Source organism: Nonlabens tegetincola (assembly GCF_002954355.1).
Taxonomy (GTDB): Bacteria; Bacteroidota; Bacteroidia; order Flavobacteriales; family Flavobacteriaceae; genus Nonlabens; species Nonlabens tegetincola.
Window position 1 is genome coordinate 425,813 of the sequence record NZ_MQVV01000014.1, and the last position, 20,350, is coordinate 446,162.

The window sequence follows — 20,350 nt, forward strand, 5'->3', positions numbered from 1 at the left end:
AATTGGTTTTAAAAGTTTACAAGTACTCTTCCATAGGAGCACATGTACACATTAAATTTCTGTCACCATAAGCATCATCGGCGCGACGTACTGTAGGCCAGAATTTATTGTCACTTACCCATTCCAATGGATAAGCAGCTTTTTTCCTAGTGTAAGGAAAGTTCCAGTCATCACTGGTTATCATTTGTAAGGTATGCGGTGCATTTTTAAGAACATTATTAGGCTCTTCCTTAGTAGCCTCTTCAATTTCCTTTCTTATGGAAATCATAGCATCGCAAAAACGATCAATCTCTTCCTTACTTTCCGATTCTGTTGGTTCGATCATCATAGTTCCATTTACCGGGAATGACACCGTAGGAGCGTGGAAACCATAATCCATCAAACGTTTGGCGATATCAGTTACTTCTATTCCATTTTCTTTAAATGGTCTACAGTCAATGATCATTTCGTGTGCGGCACGACCTCTTTCACCTACATATAAGCATTCAAAACTCCCGTCTAAACGTTCTTTGATATAATTAGCATTAACTATAGCATATTCAGTAGATCGCTTTAAACCAGCAGCACCTAGCATGCATATATAACCATAAGAAATTACACAGGCTAGCGCACTTCCATAGGGTGCAGCACTAATAGGAGTAATCGCTTGATCGCCACCTGTAGGTACTACAGGATTTGTAGGTAAGAAAGGTACTAGTTGCTTTGCAACACAAATAGGACCTACACCAGGTCCACCACCACCGTGAGGTATGGCAAATGTTTTGTGTAGGTTAAGGTGACAAACATCAGCGCCTATATTTCCTGGATTAGTAAGACCTACTTGGGCATTCATGTTTGCACCATCCATATATACTTGACCACCATTTTCATGAATGATTCCCGTTATCTCCTTAATCGCACTCTCATAAACACCGTGAGTCGATGGATAAGTAACCATAAGAGCAGACAGGTTGTCTTTATATTCAATCGCCTTGGATCTTAAATCATCAACATCTATGTTACCATTTTCTAGTGCTTTTGTAACAACTACCTTCATTCCTGCCATAACAGCACTTGCAGGATTGGTTCCATGTGCACTAGATGGAATTAAACAAATATTACGGTGGCTATCACCACGAGACTCATGATAGGCTCTAATAGCCATAAGTCCTGCAAATTCTCCTTGCGCACCAGAATTAGGTTGCAATGAGGTACCTGCAAATCCAGTAACTTCATTCAATTGTTCCTCAAGCTTTGTCAACATTTCTAGATATCCTTGAGCCTGATCTGCAGGAACAAAAGGGTGAATATTACCCCATTGAGGATCTGAAAGTGGTAACATTTCGGCTGCTGCGTTCAATTTCATCGTACAAGAACCTAAAGAAATCATCGAGTGATTTAATGCCAGATCCTTACGCTCTAATTTTTTAATATAACGCATCAATTCAGTCTCACTGTGATAACTATTGAATACGTCATAGGTCATGAATTCGCTTTCACGTTTTACACCTACATTGTTTTGATCCAATAGATTAGTGATTACCGTTGCTTCTTTTGAGTACGCTTTCGCGAAAGCGGAAACAATATCGTTTAGATCTTTTATGGAAGTAGTCTCGTTTATAGAAACTTGGACTGTTTCTTCATCTGGATAATAGAAGTTAATTTCTAATGCTAAAGCTTGTTCGCGCACCTTGGCTGCATCAGCTTTAAAAGATAAAGTATCAAAATATTGTTCGTTTTCTTGATAAATACCTAGTTTTTCAACAGCATCGGCTAGGGTAGCAGCTGTGTTATGTACTTTACTAGCAATGTATTTTAATCCCTTAGGACCGTGGTAAACACCGTACATTCCAGCCATTACTGCTAGTAGAACCTGAGCAGTACAAATATTAGAAGTTGCTTTGTCTCTTTTAATGTGTTGCTCACGAGTTTGTAAAGCCATACGCAAGGCACGCTTACCATCCATGTCGCGAGTTACACCTATAATTCTACCAGGTATTTGACGTTTATACGTTTCCTTAGTTGCAAAATAGGCAGCATGAGGACCACCATATCCTAATGGAATACCAAAACGTTGTGTAGTACCTACAACAACATCGGCACCCCAATTACCAGGAGCTTCTAACATTACTAGTGAAAGTATGTCTGCAGCTACTGCTATTTTTATGTCATTTTCTTTACAAGCTTGAGCAAATTGAGTATAATCAACCACTTTACCACTTGCACCAGGATACTGAAGTAGTACGGCATAATAACCGTTGGACATATCCATCTCCTTAGGGTTACCTTCAACAAGCTCAATTCCTAAAGGAATAGCACGTGTTTTTAATAATTCTTTGGTTTGTGGCAAGGTGTCCTCGTCAACAAAGAATTTCACCACTCCTTCTTTTTTCTGTGCGCGTTCACGAACTGCAAAAAGTAAGGTCATCGCCTCGGCAGCAGCAGTAGATTCATCTAATAACGAGGCGTTTGCCAATTCCATACCAGTAAGATCGGTGATCATGGTCTGGTAATTGAGCAATGCCTCTAGACGACCTTGTGCAATTTCTGCTTGGTAAGGTGTGTAAGCTGTATACCAACCTGGATTTTCAAGTATATTACGTTGAATTACGGCAGGTGTAATAGCGGCGTTGTATCCTAAACCGATGTAGGTCTTAAATTGTTTGTTTTTATTACCTATTTCTTGGATATGATTTAGGTACTCGTACTCGCTCATCGCTGGATCTAATTCCAGTTCTTTTTTCAATTTAATTCCATCTGGAACGGTTTGATAAATGAGCTCGTCGATTGAGGAAACACCAATGGTATCTAGCATGGTGTTAAGATCTTTCTTGCGTGGCCCAATGTGTCTAAGGGCAAAACGATCTGTATTCATAGTGCTTATGTGGTCTATGTTATTAAATAGCAACTTGTTTTTAAGGGTAGCCGCTTTATTTTTATGCAAAAGTAGTCGATTAAGTAGTTTAAACTAACAGAGGTTAGTTAATTATTACCTCTTTTTATTCACGCTTTTTAATAGGTTATTAACCACTGCTATTACCTTTGTTTTATGATGCTAATAAAAAAAGGGTTGGAGTTCTACATAAGAACGAGTTTACATGTGGCAATTTGCTTTGTAACCTTGTCTATGGTTATCACATTACCTTATCTAGAGCCTTTTGTCGATTGGCCGTTTTACATTATGCAATTTTGTCTAGTTGTCGTTAGTTATAACCTGACTAAATATTACCCATTAATATTAGCCAGAAAACCATTTAAATATCGAGGCTTTATATTAATCATGAGCTCCTTATTGATATTAATTGCTCTTAGTTTATTAGCCTTTGAAACAACGGAGTATTGGCTAATTGTGGCTTTGCTAGTACTGTTAAACTTAGTTTATGCGTTTCCTTTGCTATTCAATAAGAAAATCAGAGAGTTTGTTTATTTAAAAACTCCTGTTGTAGCAATAAGCTGGGTGATATTGTTGTTGAGTTTTTTTTGGAGCGCGCACGGATTTACAAACACTGTTCGTGATTTGAATTACATGGATTTTGAAGATCATATGTATCTTGGAATAACTCTTCTTTGCTTTATGATAGCTTACTGTATACCTTTTGAAATTAGAGATATTGAAGATGATAAAATACATCTAATCACATTACCTCAAAAAATAGGAGTTAGTTACACTAAAATTATCGGGTATCTAAGTGCCTTTTTCTTTTTTGTCTTGCAATTGATGTATCAACCCATTATTGGTTCAAATACGCCTGTAACAGTAATTATTACGGTTTTATTATTGCTTTTTATTTATTTATCAGACAAAATAAAAAGCTCCTATTTTGTGAGCTTTGCCGTTGAGGGATTACCGATTATTTGGCTACTTTTAAAAGTTTGCTGTTAAAGTTTCCTTTCAATCGCATCCTTAATGCGAGAACGAATTTTAGCCTTTTCGGCTGCGGTTAATTTAATCCAGTTCAAACCGTTTAACGTTCTAGTAAACTTGCAGTTTTTTTTATTAAAGGATCTACATCTCCAGCAATGGGAGTGATGCATTTTAAGTTTAAAACGTTCTTTACTATTGAGATCATTGTATTGCTCTCGTGTACTCAACACTTCGGCATCGTTACAATTTATAAATACTCTACCCATGATAGTTTAATCGATCTTGTACCATTTTTTATTCAAACATTCCATTAATTGGACTCTGGCTCTATGAATTATCACCCATAGATTGGACGCCGTGATATCATGCTCCTTACAAATGGTTTCTGTATCCATGCGATCGATGGTTTTTTGCACAAAGATAATGGCATATCTTTCAGGCAAAGCTGCAATACATTCTTGTAACGCTTCACCTAATTCTTTTTGTTCTATATCATCCTCTACGGTGGGATTGCGTAAATCTTTTACTCGTTCTTCTAGCCAATCTCCTGTTTCATCATTGTTATCTAAATAACTCATTCTAACCTCGGCTTTCCCTTTATTAGAATTGATTTTGCGATAATAATCAATGATTTTACGTTTAAGAATTGATACAAGCCAAGTGCGCTCAGTGGATTTACCCTTGAATCTGTGCGCACTTTTAAGACCAGCCAGAAAAGTTTCGGCAACTAGATCTTGTGCCATAACAGCATCATTAACTCTTGTTATGGTGTAATTAAATAAATAGTCGCTATAACGATCTACCCACTTTTTTGGATCTAATTCTACTTCTGGCATTTAGTTTTTTATGTTTTTATAAGTCCTGCTCGTTTTAAAAGAGCGTCTGTTTTTGGTTTGCTTCCGCGAAAGCGAACATATAATTCCATAGGGTCTTCTGTTCCTCCCATGGAAAGCACATTGTCTTTAAAAAGATCTGCAACCTCTCTATTGAAAATTCCCTTTTGTTTGAAAAATTCAAAAGCATCGGCATCCAAGACCTCAGCCCATTTGTAACTGTAATATCCAGCACTATATCCTCCTTGAAAAATGTGGCTGAATGCTGTGCTCATGCAACTGCTAGGTACATTTGGATATAAATCTGTTTTCTCAAAAATGGTGCGCTCATGATCCTTAACATCTTGTATATGTGATGGATCAATACCGTGCCAGCTCATATCTAATAATCCAAAACTGAGTTGTCGCATGGTTTGCATACCTTCTAAAAAGGTAGCTGCAGCTTTGATTTTTTCAATATACTCTTGTGGTATTACCTCGTTAGTTTCATAGTGCCTTGCAAATAGTTCAAGTGCTTCTTTTTCATAACACCAGTTTTCAAGAACTTGACTAGGTAATTCTACAAAATCCCAATGCACCGATGTTCCTGAAAGGCTACGGTATGTAGTGTTTGCAAGCATACCGTGTAGGGCATGACCAAACTCATGAAATAAGGTTGTTACCTCATTAAAAGTAAGTAAAGATGGTTTTGTACTAGTAGGTTTTGTGAAATTGCACACAATTGAAACATGTGGTCTGCTATCATGTCCATTTTCTTTCCATTGACTTTTAAAACTAGTCATCCACGCTCCATTACGCTTACCTTTTCTTGGAAAAAAGTCTGCATAGAATATGGAGTTCAATGATTTGTCTTCATTATAAACTTCATAAATCATTACATCTTTATGATAGCTGTCAATTTCTGTATTTTTCTTGAAAGTCAGTCCGAACAATTTGTTGGCAATTTCAAAAGCACCGTTTATTACATTTTCTAATTTAAAATAGGGTTTAAGCAACTCATCATCAAGTTCAAATCGTTGTTGCTTTAACTTTTCACTGTAGTAAGCGCTATCCCATTTTTGCAATTGATCAATCGGGAAATCCTTATGATTTTGGGCAAACCTCTGTAATTCATCAAACTCACTTTGAGCGGCAGGTTGTGCTTTTTCAAGTAATTCATTCAAAAAGTCGTTAACCTGCTCCGGCGATCCAGCCATACGTTCCTCTAGAATAAAATGAGCATGACTATCATATCCTAATAATTGTGCTCTTTCAAACCTTAATTGCGCAATTTGCAGTACATTTTCTTGATTATCATGATCATCTTTGTAAGCTCTAGACCCAAAAGCAAGTGACATTTCTTTGCGTAAATCCCTATCGTTTGCATAGGTCATTAATGGAATATAACTAGGGTAGTCTAGTGTAAAAATATAACCTTCATTATCACGACTGTTAGCTGTTTCTTTGGCAGCTTCTAGAGCGCTTTCTGGTAGGCCAGATAATTTTGATTCATCTGTTATATGCATTTCAAATGCATTTGTTGCTGCCAGCACATTTTCACCAAATTGTAGACTTAACTGTGCTAGCTGTGTATCAATTTCTCGTAATCGTTCTTTCTGTTTATCATCAAGCAAGGCGCCATTACGTGAAAATCGTTTATACTTTTTATCAAGAAGAGTAAGTTGTTCTGGATTTAAATTAAGCTGATCACGTTTATTATACACATGCTTTACACGTTCAAATAGGTCTATATTTAAGGTGACATCATTGCTAAATTTACTTAACTGTGGACTTACCTCACGAGCGATTCTTTGAATTTCATCGTTGGTTTCGGCACTATTAAGATTAAAGAAAATGCTTGATATTCTGCCTAATTTTTCGCCTGCCTTATCCAGGGCTTCAATCGTATTTTCAAATGAAGGCTCATCTTTATTACTCGTAATAAGAGTAATTTCTTCTTGTGCTATTTTTATCGCTTTCGCGAAAGCGTCCTCATACAAATCCTCTGTGATAATTGAAAAAGGAGCTGTATTGAATGGTGTATTAAATTTTTGTAATAACGGATTATCACTTGTTTTCATATTGTAAAATTACTTATCAATAGTCCAAAATGGACTATAATATTGTTAAACTTTTGATTAATATAGTTAAACAAAAAAATATCCCCAACCCATTAAAACTACCATTAGAGTTCCATGAACGATCCCCAAATAGTTGTATTCCCAGTTGTGATACTGTCGATTTATTATAAATGACATGATGAAATGAATTCCACCAGCGGTCATTAATTGCCATTTAATCCATTTGGGTTGAAATCCAGCATAGACTAACCAAATAAGGGTTAGAGAGGTGATTAAAATGGAAATTACTTTATAAGTTTTAGTCATATTTCATCTCACTAGCAGCACGATGAACTTTTTCTTTAAGCCCTTCTTTATAGGTTATTATTCGGTCCCTTACATCGTCTTGTGTAGCACCTATTATTTGAGCCGCAAGAATTCCAGCATTTTTTGCGCCATTCAATGCTACTGTAGCTACAGGAACACCACCTGGCATTTGTAAAATAGATAAAACACTATCCCATCCATCAATAGAATTACTTGACTTGACAGGAACACCAATAACTGGTAAAGGAGACAGACTGGCTACCATGCCCGGTAAATGAGCAGCACCACCAGCGCCAGCAATTATTACTGCTATGCCATTCTCGTGTGCAGTGGTTCCAAATTCAAACATTTTTTCAGGCGTGCGGTGTGCACTCACAACATCTACTTCAATTTCAATATTAAGTTCTTTAAGAACATCTATGGCGTCTTGCATCACAGGTAAATCACTTGTAGATCCCATGATAATAGCTACTTTTTTATTCATGCTATAAAGGTACAAAACACCCTATAAAAAGAGAGAGACAACTGCTAGACATTTTTGCAATGATATCGTGATACTTTCGACATAATACTTAACAGTCTTGCAACATATTCTGGCATGTTATTGGTATAATTTTGAATCATAAATAAATAGTAATGATTAAGAGAATAGTTATTTTAGTTACCGTACTAGGTTTTTTGTCCTGTAAAAATGAAGAAGCAAAAGTCGCAATGAATGATACTACTGCTTCCACAACCGAGCAAGAAACAACCTATAAAGTTTCTAAGACTAATGAAGAATGGAAACAAATCCTATCACCACAAGAGTACAACGTGTTACGCGAGGCTGGTACCGAAAGACCTTTTACCAGTCCTTTGAATAAACAATATAAACCAGGAACCTTAATTTGCGCAGCATGTTACGCACCTGTTTATAATAATGAGCACAAATTTGATTCCGGTACAGGATGGCCTAGTTATGATAGGGCTATTGATGGTCAGGTTGAAAGGGATACCGATTATAAAATTGGGTATGCAAGAACCGAGTTAAAATGTGCAACTTGCGGCAGTCATCTAGGTCATGAGTTTAATGACGGCCCTAGAAGAACAACTGGAAAAAGACATTGTATTAATGGTGTAGCATTGAATTTTATTCCTGAAGGTGAATCTTTACCAGAACTACGTAAATAATTATTTATGAAAAAGACCGAAGCAGAATGGAAGGAAGAGCTTACACCAGAGCAGTATTATATTCTACGAGAAAAAGGTACTGAAAGGCCCTTTAGTGGTGAATATAATACACATTTTGAAAAAGGAATGTATGTATGCGCAGCTTGCAACAATCCATTATTTAAGTCAGAGACAAAATTTGATTCTGGTTGTGGTTGGCCTTCTTTTGATGGAGAAATTCCTGGTGCAATTGAACGTAAATTAGATAAATCACATGGGATGATACGTACGGAAATCCTTTGTTCTAATTGCGGTGGGCATTTGGGTCATGTATTTAATGATGGTCCTACCGCTAGTGGTATTAGACATTGTGTAAACAGTATTTCAATTGATTTTAAATCAAATCAATAACCTGTTAAATTGCAAGTGTTGCTCATAATAAGTATCGGCATTTTATGACAGCTACCGAGTTTTAAGTATATTTACTTGGACTCAATTCACTTTTATGACATCCTTACTGCTGCTGGCTATTTTTGTATTTGTTGTTTGTATGTATTTGTTTTGGCTTACAACTCACAAGCATTTCATAAAAATGTATGGAGAAACTTATTTCAAGCAAACCACCTCAAAGTTATATTATTGGCAGGGAGCAATATCTTTTGGTATAGGAGGCGCATTACTTGTTGTCTATATAGTAAAGTATTTTAACTGGATGAATTAGTGATAAAGCTTTTCTATAAATTTTCCATTTCGCTTTTTTTATCAATAACACTTTTCTGTAGTTTGTCTTTTATTTCCATTATTGATAATATTTCAACACCATGGAGTAATGAAAGTTCGTTTGAAATAGATATAGGTTTGCCTTTTACCTATTATCATGAATTTTTAGATGGTCAGGCTAACCTTCACCATTCTTGGTCACTGGATTTCTTAATTATTGATTTATTACAATGTGCGCTTGTGATGTCCTTATACATTTTAGCTAAGCATAAACTTAAATCAAAAATTTAAGGCTCATAAATCGAATTAAAAATTCAGAATGCTCTTATCACCACTTATAGGAAACTCCATTTTCATCAAAATTGAGTTTGCTTGAAGGAAACATCTTATTTAATAAATTACTCGATAGCAATTCTTGTCTTGTATGTTTGTCAATGGAACCCTTATGAATAGTTACCAATTCATTTGCTAGATGAAGTGCCATTTCTAATTCATGAGTACAAAAAATTATACCTTTTTTATTACTAAGACAAACTTCTTTAAGTTGGTGCAACAGATCAATTTTAAAGTTAAGATCTAGATGACTAGTAGGCTCATCCATCAGAATAAAATCAGTATCCTGCACTAGTGCTCTAGCAATTAGAACTCGCTGTAATTGCCCGTCACTTAAACTGTGTAATCTACGATCCAATAAAGTTGAAATTTGAAAATCAGTACTTATTTTTTGTATAATTTCATTATCTGCTTCACTTATTTTGGCCATAAAATTACTGTAGGGTATTCTACTAAGCTCCAGAAGTTCTTTTACTGTAAGATGGTGACTAAATTCTCTTTGTGTAAGTACAACAGCTACTTTTCTAGACCATTCAACATCGCTGTAATTTTGTCTTAATTTATTGTCTAGAATTACGTTCCCTGAAATCTTATGGTTACCATACGCCAGAGCTCGTAAAAACGTTGATTTCCCCATCCCGTTACCACCTATGATTGCTGTTAGATTCGCTTTCGCGAAAGCGAAATCACCAACCGTGCGAGCAACTTCACAAGAACCGTATCCTATATGTAAATCCTCTGCTACTAACATTAAAAGTGAAGTTTACGTTTTCTTACAATTAACCAAATTACAACAGGAGCACCGATAAGTGATGTGACGGCATTTATGGGTAAGGATTTACTACTAAAAGGCAATTGAGCTATTATATCACAAAATAGAAGTAGGGCAGCTCCTAATAAAACAGCTGTAGGAAATAAGGATTTATGATTAACACTGGGTAACATCATCCTAGTAAGATGCGGAACAGCAAGCCCTATGAAGGCGATGGGTCCGGCATAGGCTGTAATGGATCCAGCTAAAACACTTGTGAGTATGATAATGATCCACTTAGTCAATTTGATATTAATTCCTAAACTTAGGGCATATTGTTCACCTAGTAATAGTGCATTAAGTGGTTTAATGAGGTATGTGATTACCACTATAGCTATAAGTAGTATACTTGCTAGTATAAGTATTGAAAACCATGATACGTTACTCAAACTACCTAGAGACCAAAAAACATACCTCTGTAATTCTGTACTGGCGCTGAAATAACTTAGGATTCCAACTATAGCGCTACTTAAGCTACCTACCATAAGCCCAATTATGAGTAAGCCCATGGTGTCTCTTAATCTAAATGAAATAAGAAGTATCAATATTAAAACAACCACGCTACCTAAGATACTTGATAAAACTAAACTACTTTGACTTGCTGCTTGAAAACCCAGCCAACTAGCGCCTAGTACCGTAAAAGCAACACCTAATCCTGCACCACTTGAGATACCTAAAACAAAAGGTCCTGCTAATGGATTCCTGAATAAAGTTTGCATTAATATACCTGATATTGCAAGGAATGCACCGGCAATAATTGCCATAACAGCTCGTGGTGCTCGTATGTTAGTAACTATGTAGGTAATGGTAGGTTGGTCTTGAAGTGCCTTTTCACTAAAAAAGGAGTCCCATACTTGATGGGGTTTGATGAAAACAGTACCCAAACAAATATCAAGTACAAATAGAAATATTATTCCTATTAATAATGATATGATAAGCGTGTTAACTTTCATTTAGAACCTATGGTAAAAGTGTACTAAAAAAATAAGGCTGATAGTCTTTAAGCAAGTCACGGTCGTGCGTAAGATAAATAATGTCTTTAAGAACCAAATCTGGTCGCATACTAGCTTCTTCATAATAAATAAATCCGCCTGTAGATCCTCTCTTCAATGCAAAGGTATATAGTTTTTTTGCTGAAAAGCTTTAAACTGTCCATAGGCTTGATTATCTGCAAGCATGTTTGAATAAGTCGTATAACTTCCAGGAGCGATCCAATAATCTGCCTTTTGAGCATCTTTAAGTACTTGTTCAATATTATAGGCTAGTGATCCTTTGCCAGATGTGTTTTCATAAATGTAATTACAGCCGGCATCAGCTAGAATTAATCCTTGCCACGAATCACCATAGGGTAAATACCACACATCTTTCCAGGTTGCACCTGCAATTACAGTAGGTTTTGGCAGGTCAACTACCAACTCTTTTGCTTGTAAATAATCATTCTTAATTTTATTAAATATGGAGTCAGCTTGTTTTTGTTTACCAAATAGCAGTCCGTAAAGCTTAATCCACTCGGCTCTTCCTAATGGATGCTTCTCAACCCAAGCACCACTAAATAATACTGGAATACCAGCTTTTTGAATGTTGTTGTATGTTGGATTTTCTCCTTCAACACCATACCCTATGACCACATCTGGTTGTGTGAGTATGACACTTTCCACATCTAGTCTTTCGTTGATTCCAACATCTTGTATATTTCCTGATTCTATTAAATTTCTTATTGTACTATTACTTATGTAATCAGTTTCTGGAAATCCAACTAAACTTTTTTCCACACCTAACAAGTCTAAGGGTGGTAAGTGAGTAGTCGATGTTGCAATTATACGTTTTACAGGTACTTGTATGATAGTGCCAGCATCAAGTTCAGGAATTAATTCTCTTTTCTGGCTAGAAGCAGGAACAAGTTTGTATGTGTAATCCTTTGTTGCATCTGGCCAAGGTTTTTTTACAGTAACGTAAATTCCTGTTTCTGTATTTTGAACAGTAAGTCCGGTTGCATAATCAAACGATATAACACTTTTGGTTTCTGGAGTTTCAACCAATGTTTGATCTCTATTTTGCTTACAACTACCTAGTAAAATCGCTATAAACCCTATGTATAAAAACTGTTTCATCATTGTGAGCGTAAAAATAACTTTATTAGATTACTTTTGCCGTGTATTGAAGGTTTCATTAATTAATGATTATTATGCTTTCCTCGCATTTGCCTTTATGGCAAGCTTCGGTCGCGAAAACGTAATTACCATATACTAATGAATTAAAAGGGAATCTAGTGTAATTCTAGAACTGTTCCCGCAACTGTAAACAACATTACTCGTACGAGATGTTTCGATTATAGCCACTGGTTTATCTGGGAAGGCAGAAACATGTTGAAGTCAGGAGACCTGCCTCTAATACCAAATAATGTTAACCTTCGGGATAAAGGTGGCAGGTATCTCATCAAATGCTTTCGGGCATTTGTGATCTCTGTGCTTTTACCTGAAAACTAAAAGTAATGCACAAAGCACTGAGAATACTACTATTCATTTGTTTTACCTGGACGATCTACGGTCAACAACAGCCTGCGGAACTTGATACGATTGTATTAAATGCAGACAGGCTACTAGTGCCTTTTTCCAAAACCCAAACAACAACCACTCTTACAGATAGTATAAGCAAGAGACAGTCTGCTCTATTAACTGATTTATTAAGGTTTAATTCAACCATTTTCTTCAAAGAAAATAGTCGTGGCGGCGTTTCGTCTCCTTCTTTTAGAGGAACAACAGCGCAGCAAACAGCAGTAATATGGAACGGAATAAATATTAACTCACAGCTTAATGGTCAAACTGATTTTAATACTTTAAATACAAGAAACTTTGAAGAAATTACGGTTAGGTATGGTGGCGGAAGCGTAATTTATGGAAGCGGAGCAATAGGAGGAACCATTCACTTAAATGATAAAATTGAATTTAAAAATCAGTTTTCAAACGAGCTTTTTGGTAATATAGGAAGTTTTAATACACAGGATTTTGGTTATAAAACTTCTTATGCTAATTCCAAGCTTTATGCTGGTATAGCTATTTCACGTCAAAGTTCAGACAATGATTACACTTATGATTTTAGAGGTCAGGAACGAACTAATTTGAATGGGCAGTTCGACAACTTTTCCGTAAATTCTCAATTGGGTTATAAGCTCAATAACTATCACACCTTTAAGTATTACAATTATTACTTTGATGGTTCTAGGAACTTTTCATTAATCAATCCTAGTGAAATTCCATCTAAGTATGAAGATTACAACACAAGAAACCTTCTTGAATGGGAATTTAAAAAGAAGGCTGTTACCTCAGTCTTAAGAGCAGCTTATTTAACTGAACGCTACAGGTTTTATGGAAATGTTGATCGAGATTCCTACAGCTCGGGTAATTCTCAATCATGGATAGGAAATTATCAGTTCAACCTAAAAATTAATACTAATACGCAAGCACGATTTGTAGCTGACTTAAATCATACCTCAGGAGCTGGTAGCAATCTTGAAAATAGAGATAGAACTATAGGTTCATTTAGTTTTCTTTTAAATCAAAGGCTCAATAAATGGTATTATGAAATAGGTAGTCGTTTAGAAACTACAAAGGATTATGATAGCCCTTTATTATTCAATGTAGGAATAAGTTATAGGTTATTTGATTTTTATACAATAAATATAAATGGTTCACGCAATTATAGAATACCTACGTTTAATGATTTGTATTGGATAGGAGCTGGGAATAGTGAATTAAATCCTGAACAATCTTATCAATTAGAAATGGGGCATTCTTTTGATTTTGAGAACAGTAATTTTAAAATTACCGTATTCTACTATGATATTAGTGATATGATTAGATGGGTGCCTAACTCTAGCGCTATATGGAGACCTATTAATACAGATCAGGTAGTTTCCTATGGGCTAGAATTTCAGGCTAACTACATAACAAGATGGAATAACATTAATTTTAAATTAAACGGTAATTACGCATACACTAACTCAACCAACCGACTTACTGACAAACAATTAATTTATGTGCCCTATCATAAAGCCACTAATTCAATTCACATAAATTTCAAACCAAGTGCCAATAAACTACATGAAATAAACACCTATGTTCAAACCATCTACGTAGGTGAAGTATTCTTTCAGTCAGATAATAATCCTGAAGCTGTACTGGATTCTTATTTGATTTCAAATCTTGGTATGGAGTTTTTACCTAAGAAGAACTGGACTATAGGTTTACGAGTTCTCAATCATTTTAATGTTAATTATCAATCGGTTAATAACAGGTTTATGCCTGGAATTAATTATAACTTTTATTTAAATCTAAATTTCTAAACATGAACAGAATTTTAAAATTTCCTCTTTACTTAATGGCTATTGCTATTTTATTCACATCTTGTAGTGAAGACGATGATGTAAACGGTACAGCACCTAGAGGAGAATATGATGGTGGTTATTTTATACTACATGAAGGTGGTGGACCATTAAGCCCTTTTACTTATGTAGATGATAATGGTACCGTAGATACAAATGCATTTGAAACTGCAAACCCTACTGAACTACCTTTTGGTGGATTCAATCAAGATATGTTTTTTAGCGATGATAGAGCGTTCGTTATTTCAGGTCAGTCTAGTAGTGTTACAGTTTTAGACAGATTCTCTTTATCCTTAATAAATACTGTAGACACGGATTTTGAAAATCCTAGATATGGTGTGGTAGTAGGTAATAAAGCTTTTGTTACAAATTCAGGCGATTTTATGTCAACTGCTGATGATTTTGTTACAGTTATTGACCTTAATGATTATAGCACCTCAACTATAGTAGTTGGAGACGTTGTCAATAGAATTTATGCTGCAAATAACAATGTTTATGTTTTGAATGGATCATTTGGAAGTGGTAATGCAATAACAGTTATCAATCCTGATTCTGAGTCAATTATAGGTTCTATTGACCTAGGAGCTGGTAACTCGCCAGATACTGCAGTTTTAAATGCTAATTCTCTATACGTTCTTGCCAATAATGGTGGTGCAACAGGCAGTGTAATTGAAATAAATATAGGTACTAATGCTATCGTGAATACAGTAAGTTTACCAGCATCTTTAACAACGCCTAAGCACATTTCTATCGATGGAGCAACAACCTATTTTACAAACGGCACAGCGGTTTACGGTTACACCACAAATAATCCTCAAATATCAACTACACCAGTTTTAGAGTACAATTCAAGTTCTCCATTTGGTGCCATGTATGGATTTACCGTGAAAGATGGTATTATTTACATTGCTGATGCAGGAGACTTTGTTTCCAATGGTCAGGCATTTGAATATGATTTAAATGGTAACCTAATGACAACCATTTCAACCGGTGTTGCACCCAATGGATTTTTCTTTAATGATTAATGTCAAAATAGTTTCAGTATTAAAAAAGGCTTTTCGATTAAGAAAAGCCTTTTTTAATTAAAATTATTCCTTGAAAAGTCTAGCCTTCTGCATGACTGTGATAGGGTAGGCATTTACCTCAAAACCTTCGGCTTCGCCTGCCAGCTCTTTACTCTCTAATGGACTAAAGCTTATAAGAAACTCAATGTACTCTTCATTAAAAATTAATGTTGATGTCAATAAATTACCAGCCACTTCATAGGTACTGAATAAGGTGTTTTCACTATAAGCTGTTGGTAATATTATTCCATTATTTTCATCAAGCTCAAATAAATTAGGATTATTCGTTTTTAATAAGGAGTAAGGTCTTTCTGATCTTTCTTCTCCATAAAATATTTTATAATCATATTTCAATGAATCTTGAGTAGCAAGAAGATGTAATTCCATAGGAATTGAATTTAACCCGTTACTTGTGGTAATATTCAATTTTCCTTTATAAATACCTGTATAATCTTCGGGAAATAGTAATAAATCTGAGTTCGTTTTAACATTTTTTTCAGCTTTTGAGGTGGTCAAAACGTCAGTTTCTCCATTATTGGTTTCATTTTTACAAGATATTAGAGTAAAAACAAGTAGTAAAATTGGAATATATTTCTTCATGATTTTAATAAATATAAGGACTTAATTATAGAAAGGTCTAAAATTAGAAAATCCCGAGCAGAAGAATACTGCTCAGGACTTTCACTAACCAACCAAAAAACTTTATGAAAATTACTCTTAATAACCTTCGCCTATTTATATGCAACTGCTGTGCCAAACACAACCTTTCATCTAAAAAGGCGTGCAAAAATACAGCGAGTATCTGCTTCAAACAAAATGATAAATGTTAAAATTTTATCTAGTCAAATTTATAACCATTTTTTGAATTTAAAAAATACTATTAATCCTACAAACATTACCGCACAGATTATCCAAAAATACATGTATCCGTGTTCCCATGTAAGCTCGGGAATATGCTCAAAATTCATCCCGTAAATTCCTGCTAGAAAAGTCATTGGAATAAATATGCTACTTATTATAGTCAATACCTGCATGATTTGATTCATCTTATGACTTACGCTAGATAAATACATATCTTTTAATCCTGTATTTATTTCTCTGTAGGATTCTATAGTCTCAATAATTTGTATGCAATGATCGTAGGCATCTTGAAAATAAGCTTTTGTCTGTGGTTGTAAAAACCTAGATTCTTCTTTTAAAAGCCTGCTTATTGATTCTCTTAATGGATAAACCGAACGTCGTAAATTAATAAGTACACGTTTGTTATTTTGTACTTTATTTAGAGATTCTTTTTCTGGGTCATTGAATATTTCATCCTCTAGAACGTCTAGATAATCTCCTATTTTTTCTATAGCAATAAAATAATGGTCCAGGACGCTGTCTATAAGTGCATAGAATAAATAGTCACTGTCTGATGTTCTTATTCTTCCATGATTATTTTCTATCCTACTGCGCACACTCCCAAAAACATCACCAGTTTGTTCTTGAAAGGTTACAACTTCATGTTCATTTAAGATTATACTAACTTGTTCTTGTTCAATATCATGATCTTTTTCATCGTAAGAGATCATTTTAATACATTGAAATACGTAATTGGGATAGAACTCAGTTTTAGGGCGTTGTGTAGTATTAGCTACATCTTCTAGTAATAAAGGGTGAATATCAAATCGTTTCCCTATTTTTTTAAGTTTTTCTATATCGTGAATTCCGTCCAGATTGTACCATTTTACATAATCATTGGGTAAACTATACACAATTTTATCATGCTTTTCATAATGCTCTGGACCGTAGGCTATAGTTTCAGTTATTACTTCACCTTCACGATGAACTCCTACGTAAGATATAGTTCCAGGTGGTGTGAATACTGTTTGTGAAGTTTTAGGCGCTGCCTTTCTTTTAATTCTTAGTTTATTAATGATTTTTTTAGGCATAGCTATTTTATTGTACTATTAAAGTTACTATTTATTATGCTTTCGCGAAAGCGCAATTATTACAACCTAACAAGTAGAGTTACTTCAATTTTTGAGAAATATAAGGTGCGGTATGACTTTCTTTTACCTGAGCAACTTCTTCTGGAGTACCAAATGCTACTAGATTACCTCCTTGTTTACCACCATCGGGACCTAGATCAATAACATAATCGGCGCATTTTACTAAATCCATATTATGTTCAATTACGATAACAGAATGTCCTTTGTCAATAAGAGCATTAAAACTGTCCAATAATTTATTGATATCATGAAAATGAAGACCGGTAGTAGGTTCGTCAAAGATGAATAACGTTTTATCTGCAGTGGTTCCTTTAACGAGGAAGCTTGCAAGTTTTATACGTTGTGCCTCACCACCAGATAGGGTAGAACTACTTTGTCCTAGGGTTACATATCCTAAACCTACATCTAACAGTGGTTGTAATTTTTTTGCAACTTTATCTTGCTTGTTAGTTTTGAAAAACGCAACGGCATCACTTATTGTCATATTAAGAATGTCGTGAATGTTTTTACCTTCAAATTCTACTTCTAGAATTTCTTTTTTAAACCGTTTACCATTGCATGTTTCACATTGTAAGGTGACATCGGCCATGAACTGCATTTCAATGGTTACTTCTCCTTCACCTTTACAAGTTTCACAACGACCACCTTCTACATTAAATGAAAAATGTTTGGGTTTGTAATTGCGAATTTTTGAAACCTTTTGGGTTGCAAACAAGTTTCTAATATCATCGTAAGCCTTTATGTAAGTAACAGGATTAGAGCGAGAGCTACGACCTATTGGGTTTTGATCAACAAACTCTACAGTTTTTACATTTTCAAATTTTCCTTCTATACTTGTGAAATGCCCTGCCTTTTTACCATAACCACCTAATTTTTTGAGAATAGCTGGATATAATATTTGTTTCACTAATGTAGATTTACCACTACCGCTTACACCAGTAACCATGGTAAGAACTCCTAGCGGAAACTTAACATCAATATTTTTAAGATTGTTTTGTCTGGCACCTTTTATATCTATGTAGTACTTGAAGGACCTACGCTTGCTAGGTACAGGAATCTCTAGTGATTCATTTAGGTACTGTGCCGTTAGACTGTTTTGATTTAAAATTTCTTTTAGTGTCCCAGTAGCTACCACTTCACCACCGTAGGTTCCTGCCTCTGGACCTATATCGATAATTTCATCGGCTGCTTGCATGATTTCCTCATCATGTTCTACTACGATCACTGTATTTCCTAAGTCTCTTAGATTTTTGAGAACTTTAATTAATCTAGTGGTGTCTTTAGGGTGCAATCCTATACTGGGCTCATCTAGAATGTACATGCTACCAACTAAACTACTACCTAAACTCGTAGCGAGATTAATGCGCTGGCTTTCTCCACCAGATAAAGAATTTGATTTACGATTCAAGGTAAGGTAATCTAGACCTACATCACTCAAAAATTGTAAACGACTATTTATTTCTATAAGGAGTCTTTCGGCAATTTTAGCATCATGTTCTGAAAGTTGTAATTGATCAAAAAATGGAATTAATTCCTTTATGGGTAACGTGACAAGATCTGTAATCGTTTTATCATCAATTTTTACATAGTTAGCCTCTTTACGCAATCTCGTACCATGACATTGTGAGCATTTTGTTTTTCCACGATAGCGTGATAGCATCACACGATTTTGAATTTTGTACGCTTTGGCTTCTAGCTCGTTAAAGAAGTCGTTAATTCCTTCAAAGTACTTATTTCCTTCCCAAACTATATTTTTTTGCTTTTCTGTTAACTCAAACCAAGGACGGTGAATAGGAAAATTGAATTTTGATGCATTTTTAATTAATTGATTTTTATAATAGGACATGCTTTCCCCTTTCCAAGGGAATACTGCTCCTTCATAAACAGATAGTGCTGTATTAGGAATAACAAGATCCTCATCAATACCTATTACATCACCATAGCCTTCACATTTAGGACAAGCTCCATAAGGATTATTAAAACTGAATAAATGTACATTAGGTTCTAGAAACTCCATGCCATCTAATTCAAAAGCATTACTAAACATGTGCTCCTTATCTTGTTTTACATGTTCTATATAAGCTGTTCCTTTTCCTTCGAAAAAGGCGGTTGAAACAGAATCGGCTAGTCTGTTATAAAAATCTTCATCATCCTTTTTAACAATTCTATCTACAACAATTCTCAAAGAATCCTTTTCTTTATAAGTAAGATCTTCATCGTCTATTCGATAAACGGTATCATTTATTTTTAATCTAGTATATCCTTGTTGCTGTAATACTTCTATTTGCTCTTTGACCGAGCGTTTACCTTTGACAATCAATGGTGTTGTGAGAAGCATTCTACTACCATTTTCTTGCTTTTTTACGTAATCGATTACATCGCTTACAGTATCTTTTTTTACCTCATTCCCAGAAATAGGAGAGTAGGTGCGTCCTACACGAGCATATAGTAATTTTAAATAATCGTAGATTTCTGTGGTTGTCCCTACCGTACTTCTAGGATTTGTTGAATTTACTTTTTGTTCAATAGCTACTGCCGGAGCAATACCCTTGATATATTCGACTTTAGGCTTGTTTAGACGTCCTAAAAATTGTCTTGCGTATGAGGATAAACTTTCAACATACCTACGTTGTCCTTCTGCATATAATGTGTCAAATGCAAGAGAAGATTTACCACTACCTGATAAACCGGTAATGACTACCAGCTTATTACGTGGTATGACTACATTAATATTTTTTAAGTTGTGAAGTTGTGCTCCTTTAATTAAAATATTCTCCTTTGGATTAAGAGTATCTATTTCTTCAAAAAATTCAGTCTTTGACATACTACAAAAATACACCCTACTTAAACTAATATAA

The 20,350-nt window shown here is 35.0% G+C and carries 19 protein-coding genes and 1 riboswitch; of the genes, 6 read left to right on the forward strand and 13 right to left on the reverse strand.

Annotated elements, in window-relative coordinates; translation table 11 throughout:
* Window positions 1–16: 16 nt before the first annotated feature.
* On the reverse strand, window positions 17–2,854 hold the full coding sequence (gcvP, locus tag BST93_RS08805; protein WP_105018870.1) for an aminomethyl-transferring glycine dehydrogenase: 2,838 nt from the start codon (window positions 2,852–2,854) through the stop codon (window positions 17–19).
* A gap of 174 nt (window positions 2,855–3,028) precedes the next feature.
* On the opposite strand from gcvP, the gene BST93_RS08810 reads away from it, so the two are divergent.
* Window positions 3,029–3,862 (forward strand): hypothetical protein, encoded by an 834-nt coding sequence (locus BST93_RS08810; RefSeq protein ID WP_105018871.1) that lies wholly within the window; start codon window positions 3,029–3,031, stop codon window positions 3,860–3,862.
* On the opposite strand, the gene BST93_RS08815 is transcribed toward BST93_RS08810, so the two are convergent.
* The 5 genes from BST93_RS08815 to purE all read right to left on the reverse strand — a co-directional run bounded on the left by BST93_RS08815 (window position 3,859) and on the right by purE (window position 7,527).
* Window positions 3,859–4,110 carry a hypothetical protein gene (locus BST93_RS08815; protein WP_042278654.1) on the reverse strand — a complete coding sequence of 84 codons (252 nt, stop codon included), beginning with the start codon at window positions 4,108–4,110 and terminating at the stop codon, window positions 3,859–3,861. The genes BST93_RS08810 and BST93_RS08815 overlap by 4 nt on opposite strands.
* Window positions 4,111–4,116: 6 nt before the next feature.
* Window positions 4,117–4,680, reverse strand: coding sequence for a sigma-70 family RNA polymerase sigma factor (locus BST93_RS08820; protein WP_042278655.1), 564 nt, complete (start codon window positions 4,678–4,680; stop codon window positions 4,117–4,119).
* An 8-nt stretch (window positions 4,681–4,688) separates the two neighbouring features.
* Window positions 4,689–6,737, reverse strand: coding sequence for a M3 family metallopeptidase (locus BST93_RS08825; protein ID WP_105018872.1), 2,049 nt, complete (start codon window positions 6,735–6,737; stop codon window positions 4,689–4,691).
* A 66-nt stretch (window positions 6,738–6,803) separates the two neighbouring features.
* On the reverse strand, window positions 6,804–7,043 hold the full coding sequence (locus tag BST93_RS08830; RefSeq protein WP_105018873.1) for a hypothetical protein: 240 nt from the start codon (window positions 7,041–7,043) through the stop codon (window positions 6,804–6,806).
* Window positions 7,036–7,527, reverse strand: a complete 492-nt coding sequence (gene purE, locus BST93_RS08835; protein ID WP_105018874.1) for a 5-(carboxyamino)imidazole ribonucleotide mutase — start codon at window positions 7,525–7,527, stop codon at window positions 7,036–7,038. Before purE ends, BST93_RS08830 begins: the two co-directional genes overlap by 8 nt.
* A gap of 152 nt (window positions 7,528–7,679) precedes the next feature.
* On the opposite strand from purE, the gene msrB (BST93_RS08840) reads away from it, so the two are divergent.
* From msrB (BST93_RS08840) to BST93_RS08855, 3 genes are all read left to right on the forward strand, one after another.
* Complete coding sequence (gene msrB / locus BST93_RS08840) at window positions 7,680–8,213, forward strand: peptide-methionine (R)-S-oxide reductase MsrB (RefSeq protein WP_085774602.1); 534 nt, start codon at window positions 7,680–7,682, stop codon at window positions 8,211–8,213.
* 6 nt (window positions 8,214–8,219) lie between these two features.
* Window positions 8,220–8,603: a peptide-methionine (R)-S-oxide reductase MsrB gene (gene msrB, locus BST93_RS08845; protein ID WP_042278659.1), complete on the forward strand. Its 384-nt coding sequence runs from the start codon at window positions 8,220–8,222 to the stop codon at window positions 8,601–8,603.
* Window positions 8,604–8,975: 372 nt separating this feature from the next.
* Window positions 8,976–9,203 (forward strand): hypothetical protein, encoded by a 228-nt coding sequence (locus BST93_RS08855; protein WP_105018875.1) that lies wholly within the window; start codon window positions 8,976–8,978, stop codon window positions 9,201–9,203.
* A gap of 37 nt (window positions 9,204–9,240) precedes the next feature.
* Here the strand turns inward: BST93_RS08855 and BST93_RS08860 are convergent, their stop codons facing one another.
* Genes BST93_RS08860 through BST93_RS08870 form a run of 4 tightly spaced genes read right to left on the reverse strand, consistent with a single transcriptional unit; the run spans window position 9,241 to window position 12,170 of the window.
* A complete protein-coding gene (locus BST93_RS08860) occupies window positions 9,241–9,996 on the reverse strand; it encodes an ABC transporter ATP-binding protein (RefSeq protein ID WP_105018876.1) in 756 nt (251 codons plus the stop codon).
* Window positions 9,996–11,009, reverse strand: coding sequence for an iron chelate uptake ABC transporter family permease subunit (locus tag BST93_RS08865; protein WP_105018877.1), 1,014 nt, complete (start codon window positions 11,007–11,009; stop codon window positions 9,996–9,998). The genes BST93_RS08860 and BST93_RS08865 overlap by 1 nt, the downstream gene beginning before the upstream one ends.
* 7 nt (window positions 11,010–11,016) lie before the next feature.
* On the reverse strand, window positions 11,017–11,166 hold the full coding sequence (locus BST93_RS14310; RefSeq protein ID WP_219843743.1) for a hypothetical protein: 150 nt from the start codon (window positions 11,164–11,166) through the stop codon (window positions 11,017–11,019).
* Window positions 11,163–12,170: an ABC transporter substrate-binding protein gene (locus BST93_RS08870; RefSeq protein WP_219843744.1), complete on the reverse strand. Its 1,008-nt coding sequence runs from the start codon at window positions 12,168–12,170 to the stop codon at window positions 11,163–11,165. Before BST93_RS08870 ends, BST93_RS14310 begins: the two co-directional genes overlap by 4 nt.
* Window positions 12,171–12,252: 82 nt before the next feature.
* A riboswitch (cobalamin riboswitch) is annotated at window positions 12,253–12,459 on the forward strand.
* An 88-nt stretch (window positions 12,460–12,547) separates the two neighbouring features.
* Here BST93_RS08870 and BST93_RS08875 point away from each other — a divergent pair.
* A complete protein-coding gene (locus tag BST93_RS08875; protein WP_105018878.1) occupies window positions 12,548–14,398 on the forward strand; it encodes a TonB-dependent receptor plug domain-containing protein in 1,851 nt (616 codons plus the stop codon).
* 2 nt (window positions 14,399–14,400) lie between these two features.
* Window positions 14,401–15,462 (forward strand): YncE family protein, encoded by a 1,062-nt coding sequence (locus BST93_RS08880; RefSeq protein ID WP_105018879.1) that lies wholly within the window; start codon window positions 14,401–14,403, stop codon window positions 15,460–15,462.
* A 63-nt stretch (window positions 15,463–15,525) separates the two neighbouring features.
* Here BST93_RS08880 and BST93_RS08885 read toward each other — a convergent pair whose 3' ends face one another.
* From BST93_RS08885 to uvrA, 3 genes are all read right to left on the reverse strand, one after another.
* Window positions 15,526–16,101, reverse strand: coding sequence for a hypothetical protein (locus BST93_RS08885; RefSeq protein ID WP_105018880.1), 576 nt, complete (start codon window positions 16,099–16,101; stop codon window positions 15,526–15,528).
* 248 nt (window positions 16,102–16,349) lie between these two features.
* Window positions 16,350–17,432, reverse strand: a complete 1,083-nt coding sequence (gene corA, locus BST93_RS08890) for a magnesium/cobalt transporter CorA (RefSeq protein WP_060522592.1) — start codon at window positions 17,430–17,432, stop codon at window positions 16,350–16,352.
* A gap of 79 nt (window positions 17,433–17,511) precedes the next feature.
* On the reverse strand, window positions 17,512–20,316 hold the full coding sequence (gene uvrA / locus BST93_RS08895; protein WP_105018881.1) for an excinuclease ABC subunit UvrA: 2,805 nt from the start codon (window positions 20,314–20,316) through the stop codon (window positions 17,512–17,514).
* Window positions 20,317–20,350 lie beyond the last annotated feature (34 nt).

Excerpts from the sequence above, each read along its gene's own strand:
- gcvP (WP_105018870.1), bottom strand. The coding sequence starts at position 2,854 with ATGAATACAGATCGTTTTGCCCTTAGACACATTGGGCCACGCAAGAAA.
- BST93_RS08810 (WP_105018871.1), top strand. The coding sequence starts at position 3,029 with ATGATGCTAATAAAAAAAGGGTTGGAGTTCTACATAAGAACGAGTTTA.
- BST93_RS08815 (WP_042278654.1), bottom strand. The coding sequence starts at position 4,110 with ATGGGTAGAGTATTTATAAATTGTAACGATGCCGAAGTGTTGAGTACA.
- BST93_RS08820 (WP_042278655.1), bottom strand. The coding sequence starts at position 4,680 with ATGCCAGAAGTAGAATTAGATCCAAAAAAGTGGGTAGATCGTTATAGC.
- BST93_RS08825 (WP_105018872.1), bottom strand. The coding sequence starts at position 6,737 with ATGAAAACAAGTGATAATCCGTTATTACAAAAATTTAATACACCATTC.
- BST93_RS08830 (WP_105018873.1), bottom strand. The coding sequence starts at position 7,043 with ATGACTAAAACTTATAAAGTAATTTCCATTTTAATCACCTCTCTAACC.
- purE (WP_105018874.1), bottom strand. The coding sequence starts at position 7,527 with ATGAATAAAAAAGTAGCTATTATCATGGGATCTACAAGTGATTTACCT.
- msrB (WP_085774602.1), top strand. The coding sequence starts at position 7,680 with ATGATTAAGAGAATAGTTATTTTAGTTACCGTACTAGGTTTTTTGTCC.
- msrB (WP_042278659.1), top strand. The coding sequence starts at position 8,220 with ATGAAAAAGACCGAAGCAGAATGGAAGGAAGAGCTTACACCAGAGCAG.
- BST93_RS08860 (WP_105018876.1), bottom strand. The coding sequence starts at position 9,996 with ATGTTAGTAGCAGAGGATTTACATATAGGATACGGTTCTTGTGAAGTT.
- BST93_RS08865 (WP_105018877.1), bottom strand. The coding sequence starts at position 11,009 with ATGAAAGTTAACACGCTTATCATATCATTATTAATAGGAATAATATTT.
- BST93_RS08870 (WP_219843744.1), bottom strand. The coding sequence starts at position 12,170 with ATGATGAAACAGTTTTTATACATAGGGTTTATAGCGATTTTACTAGGT.
- BST93_RS08875 (WP_105018878.1), top strand. The coding sequence starts at position 12,548 with ATGCACAAAGCACTGAGAATACTACTATTCATTTGTTTTACCTGGACG.
- BST93_RS08880 (WP_105018879.1), top strand. The coding sequence starts at position 14,401 with ATGAACAGAATTTTAAAATTTCCTCTTTACTTAATGGCTATTGCTATT.
- BST93_RS08885 (WP_105018880.1), bottom strand. The coding sequence starts at position 16,101 with ATGAAGAAATATATTCCAATTTTACTACTTGTTTTTACTCTAATATCT.
- corA (WP_060522592.1), bottom strand. The coding sequence starts at position 17,432 with ATGCCTAAAAAAATCATTAATAAACTAAGAATTAAAAGAAAGGCAGCG.
- uvrA (WP_105018881.1), bottom strand. The coding sequence starts at position 20,316 with ATGTCAAAGACTGAATTTTTTGAAGAAATAGATACTCTTAATCCAAAG.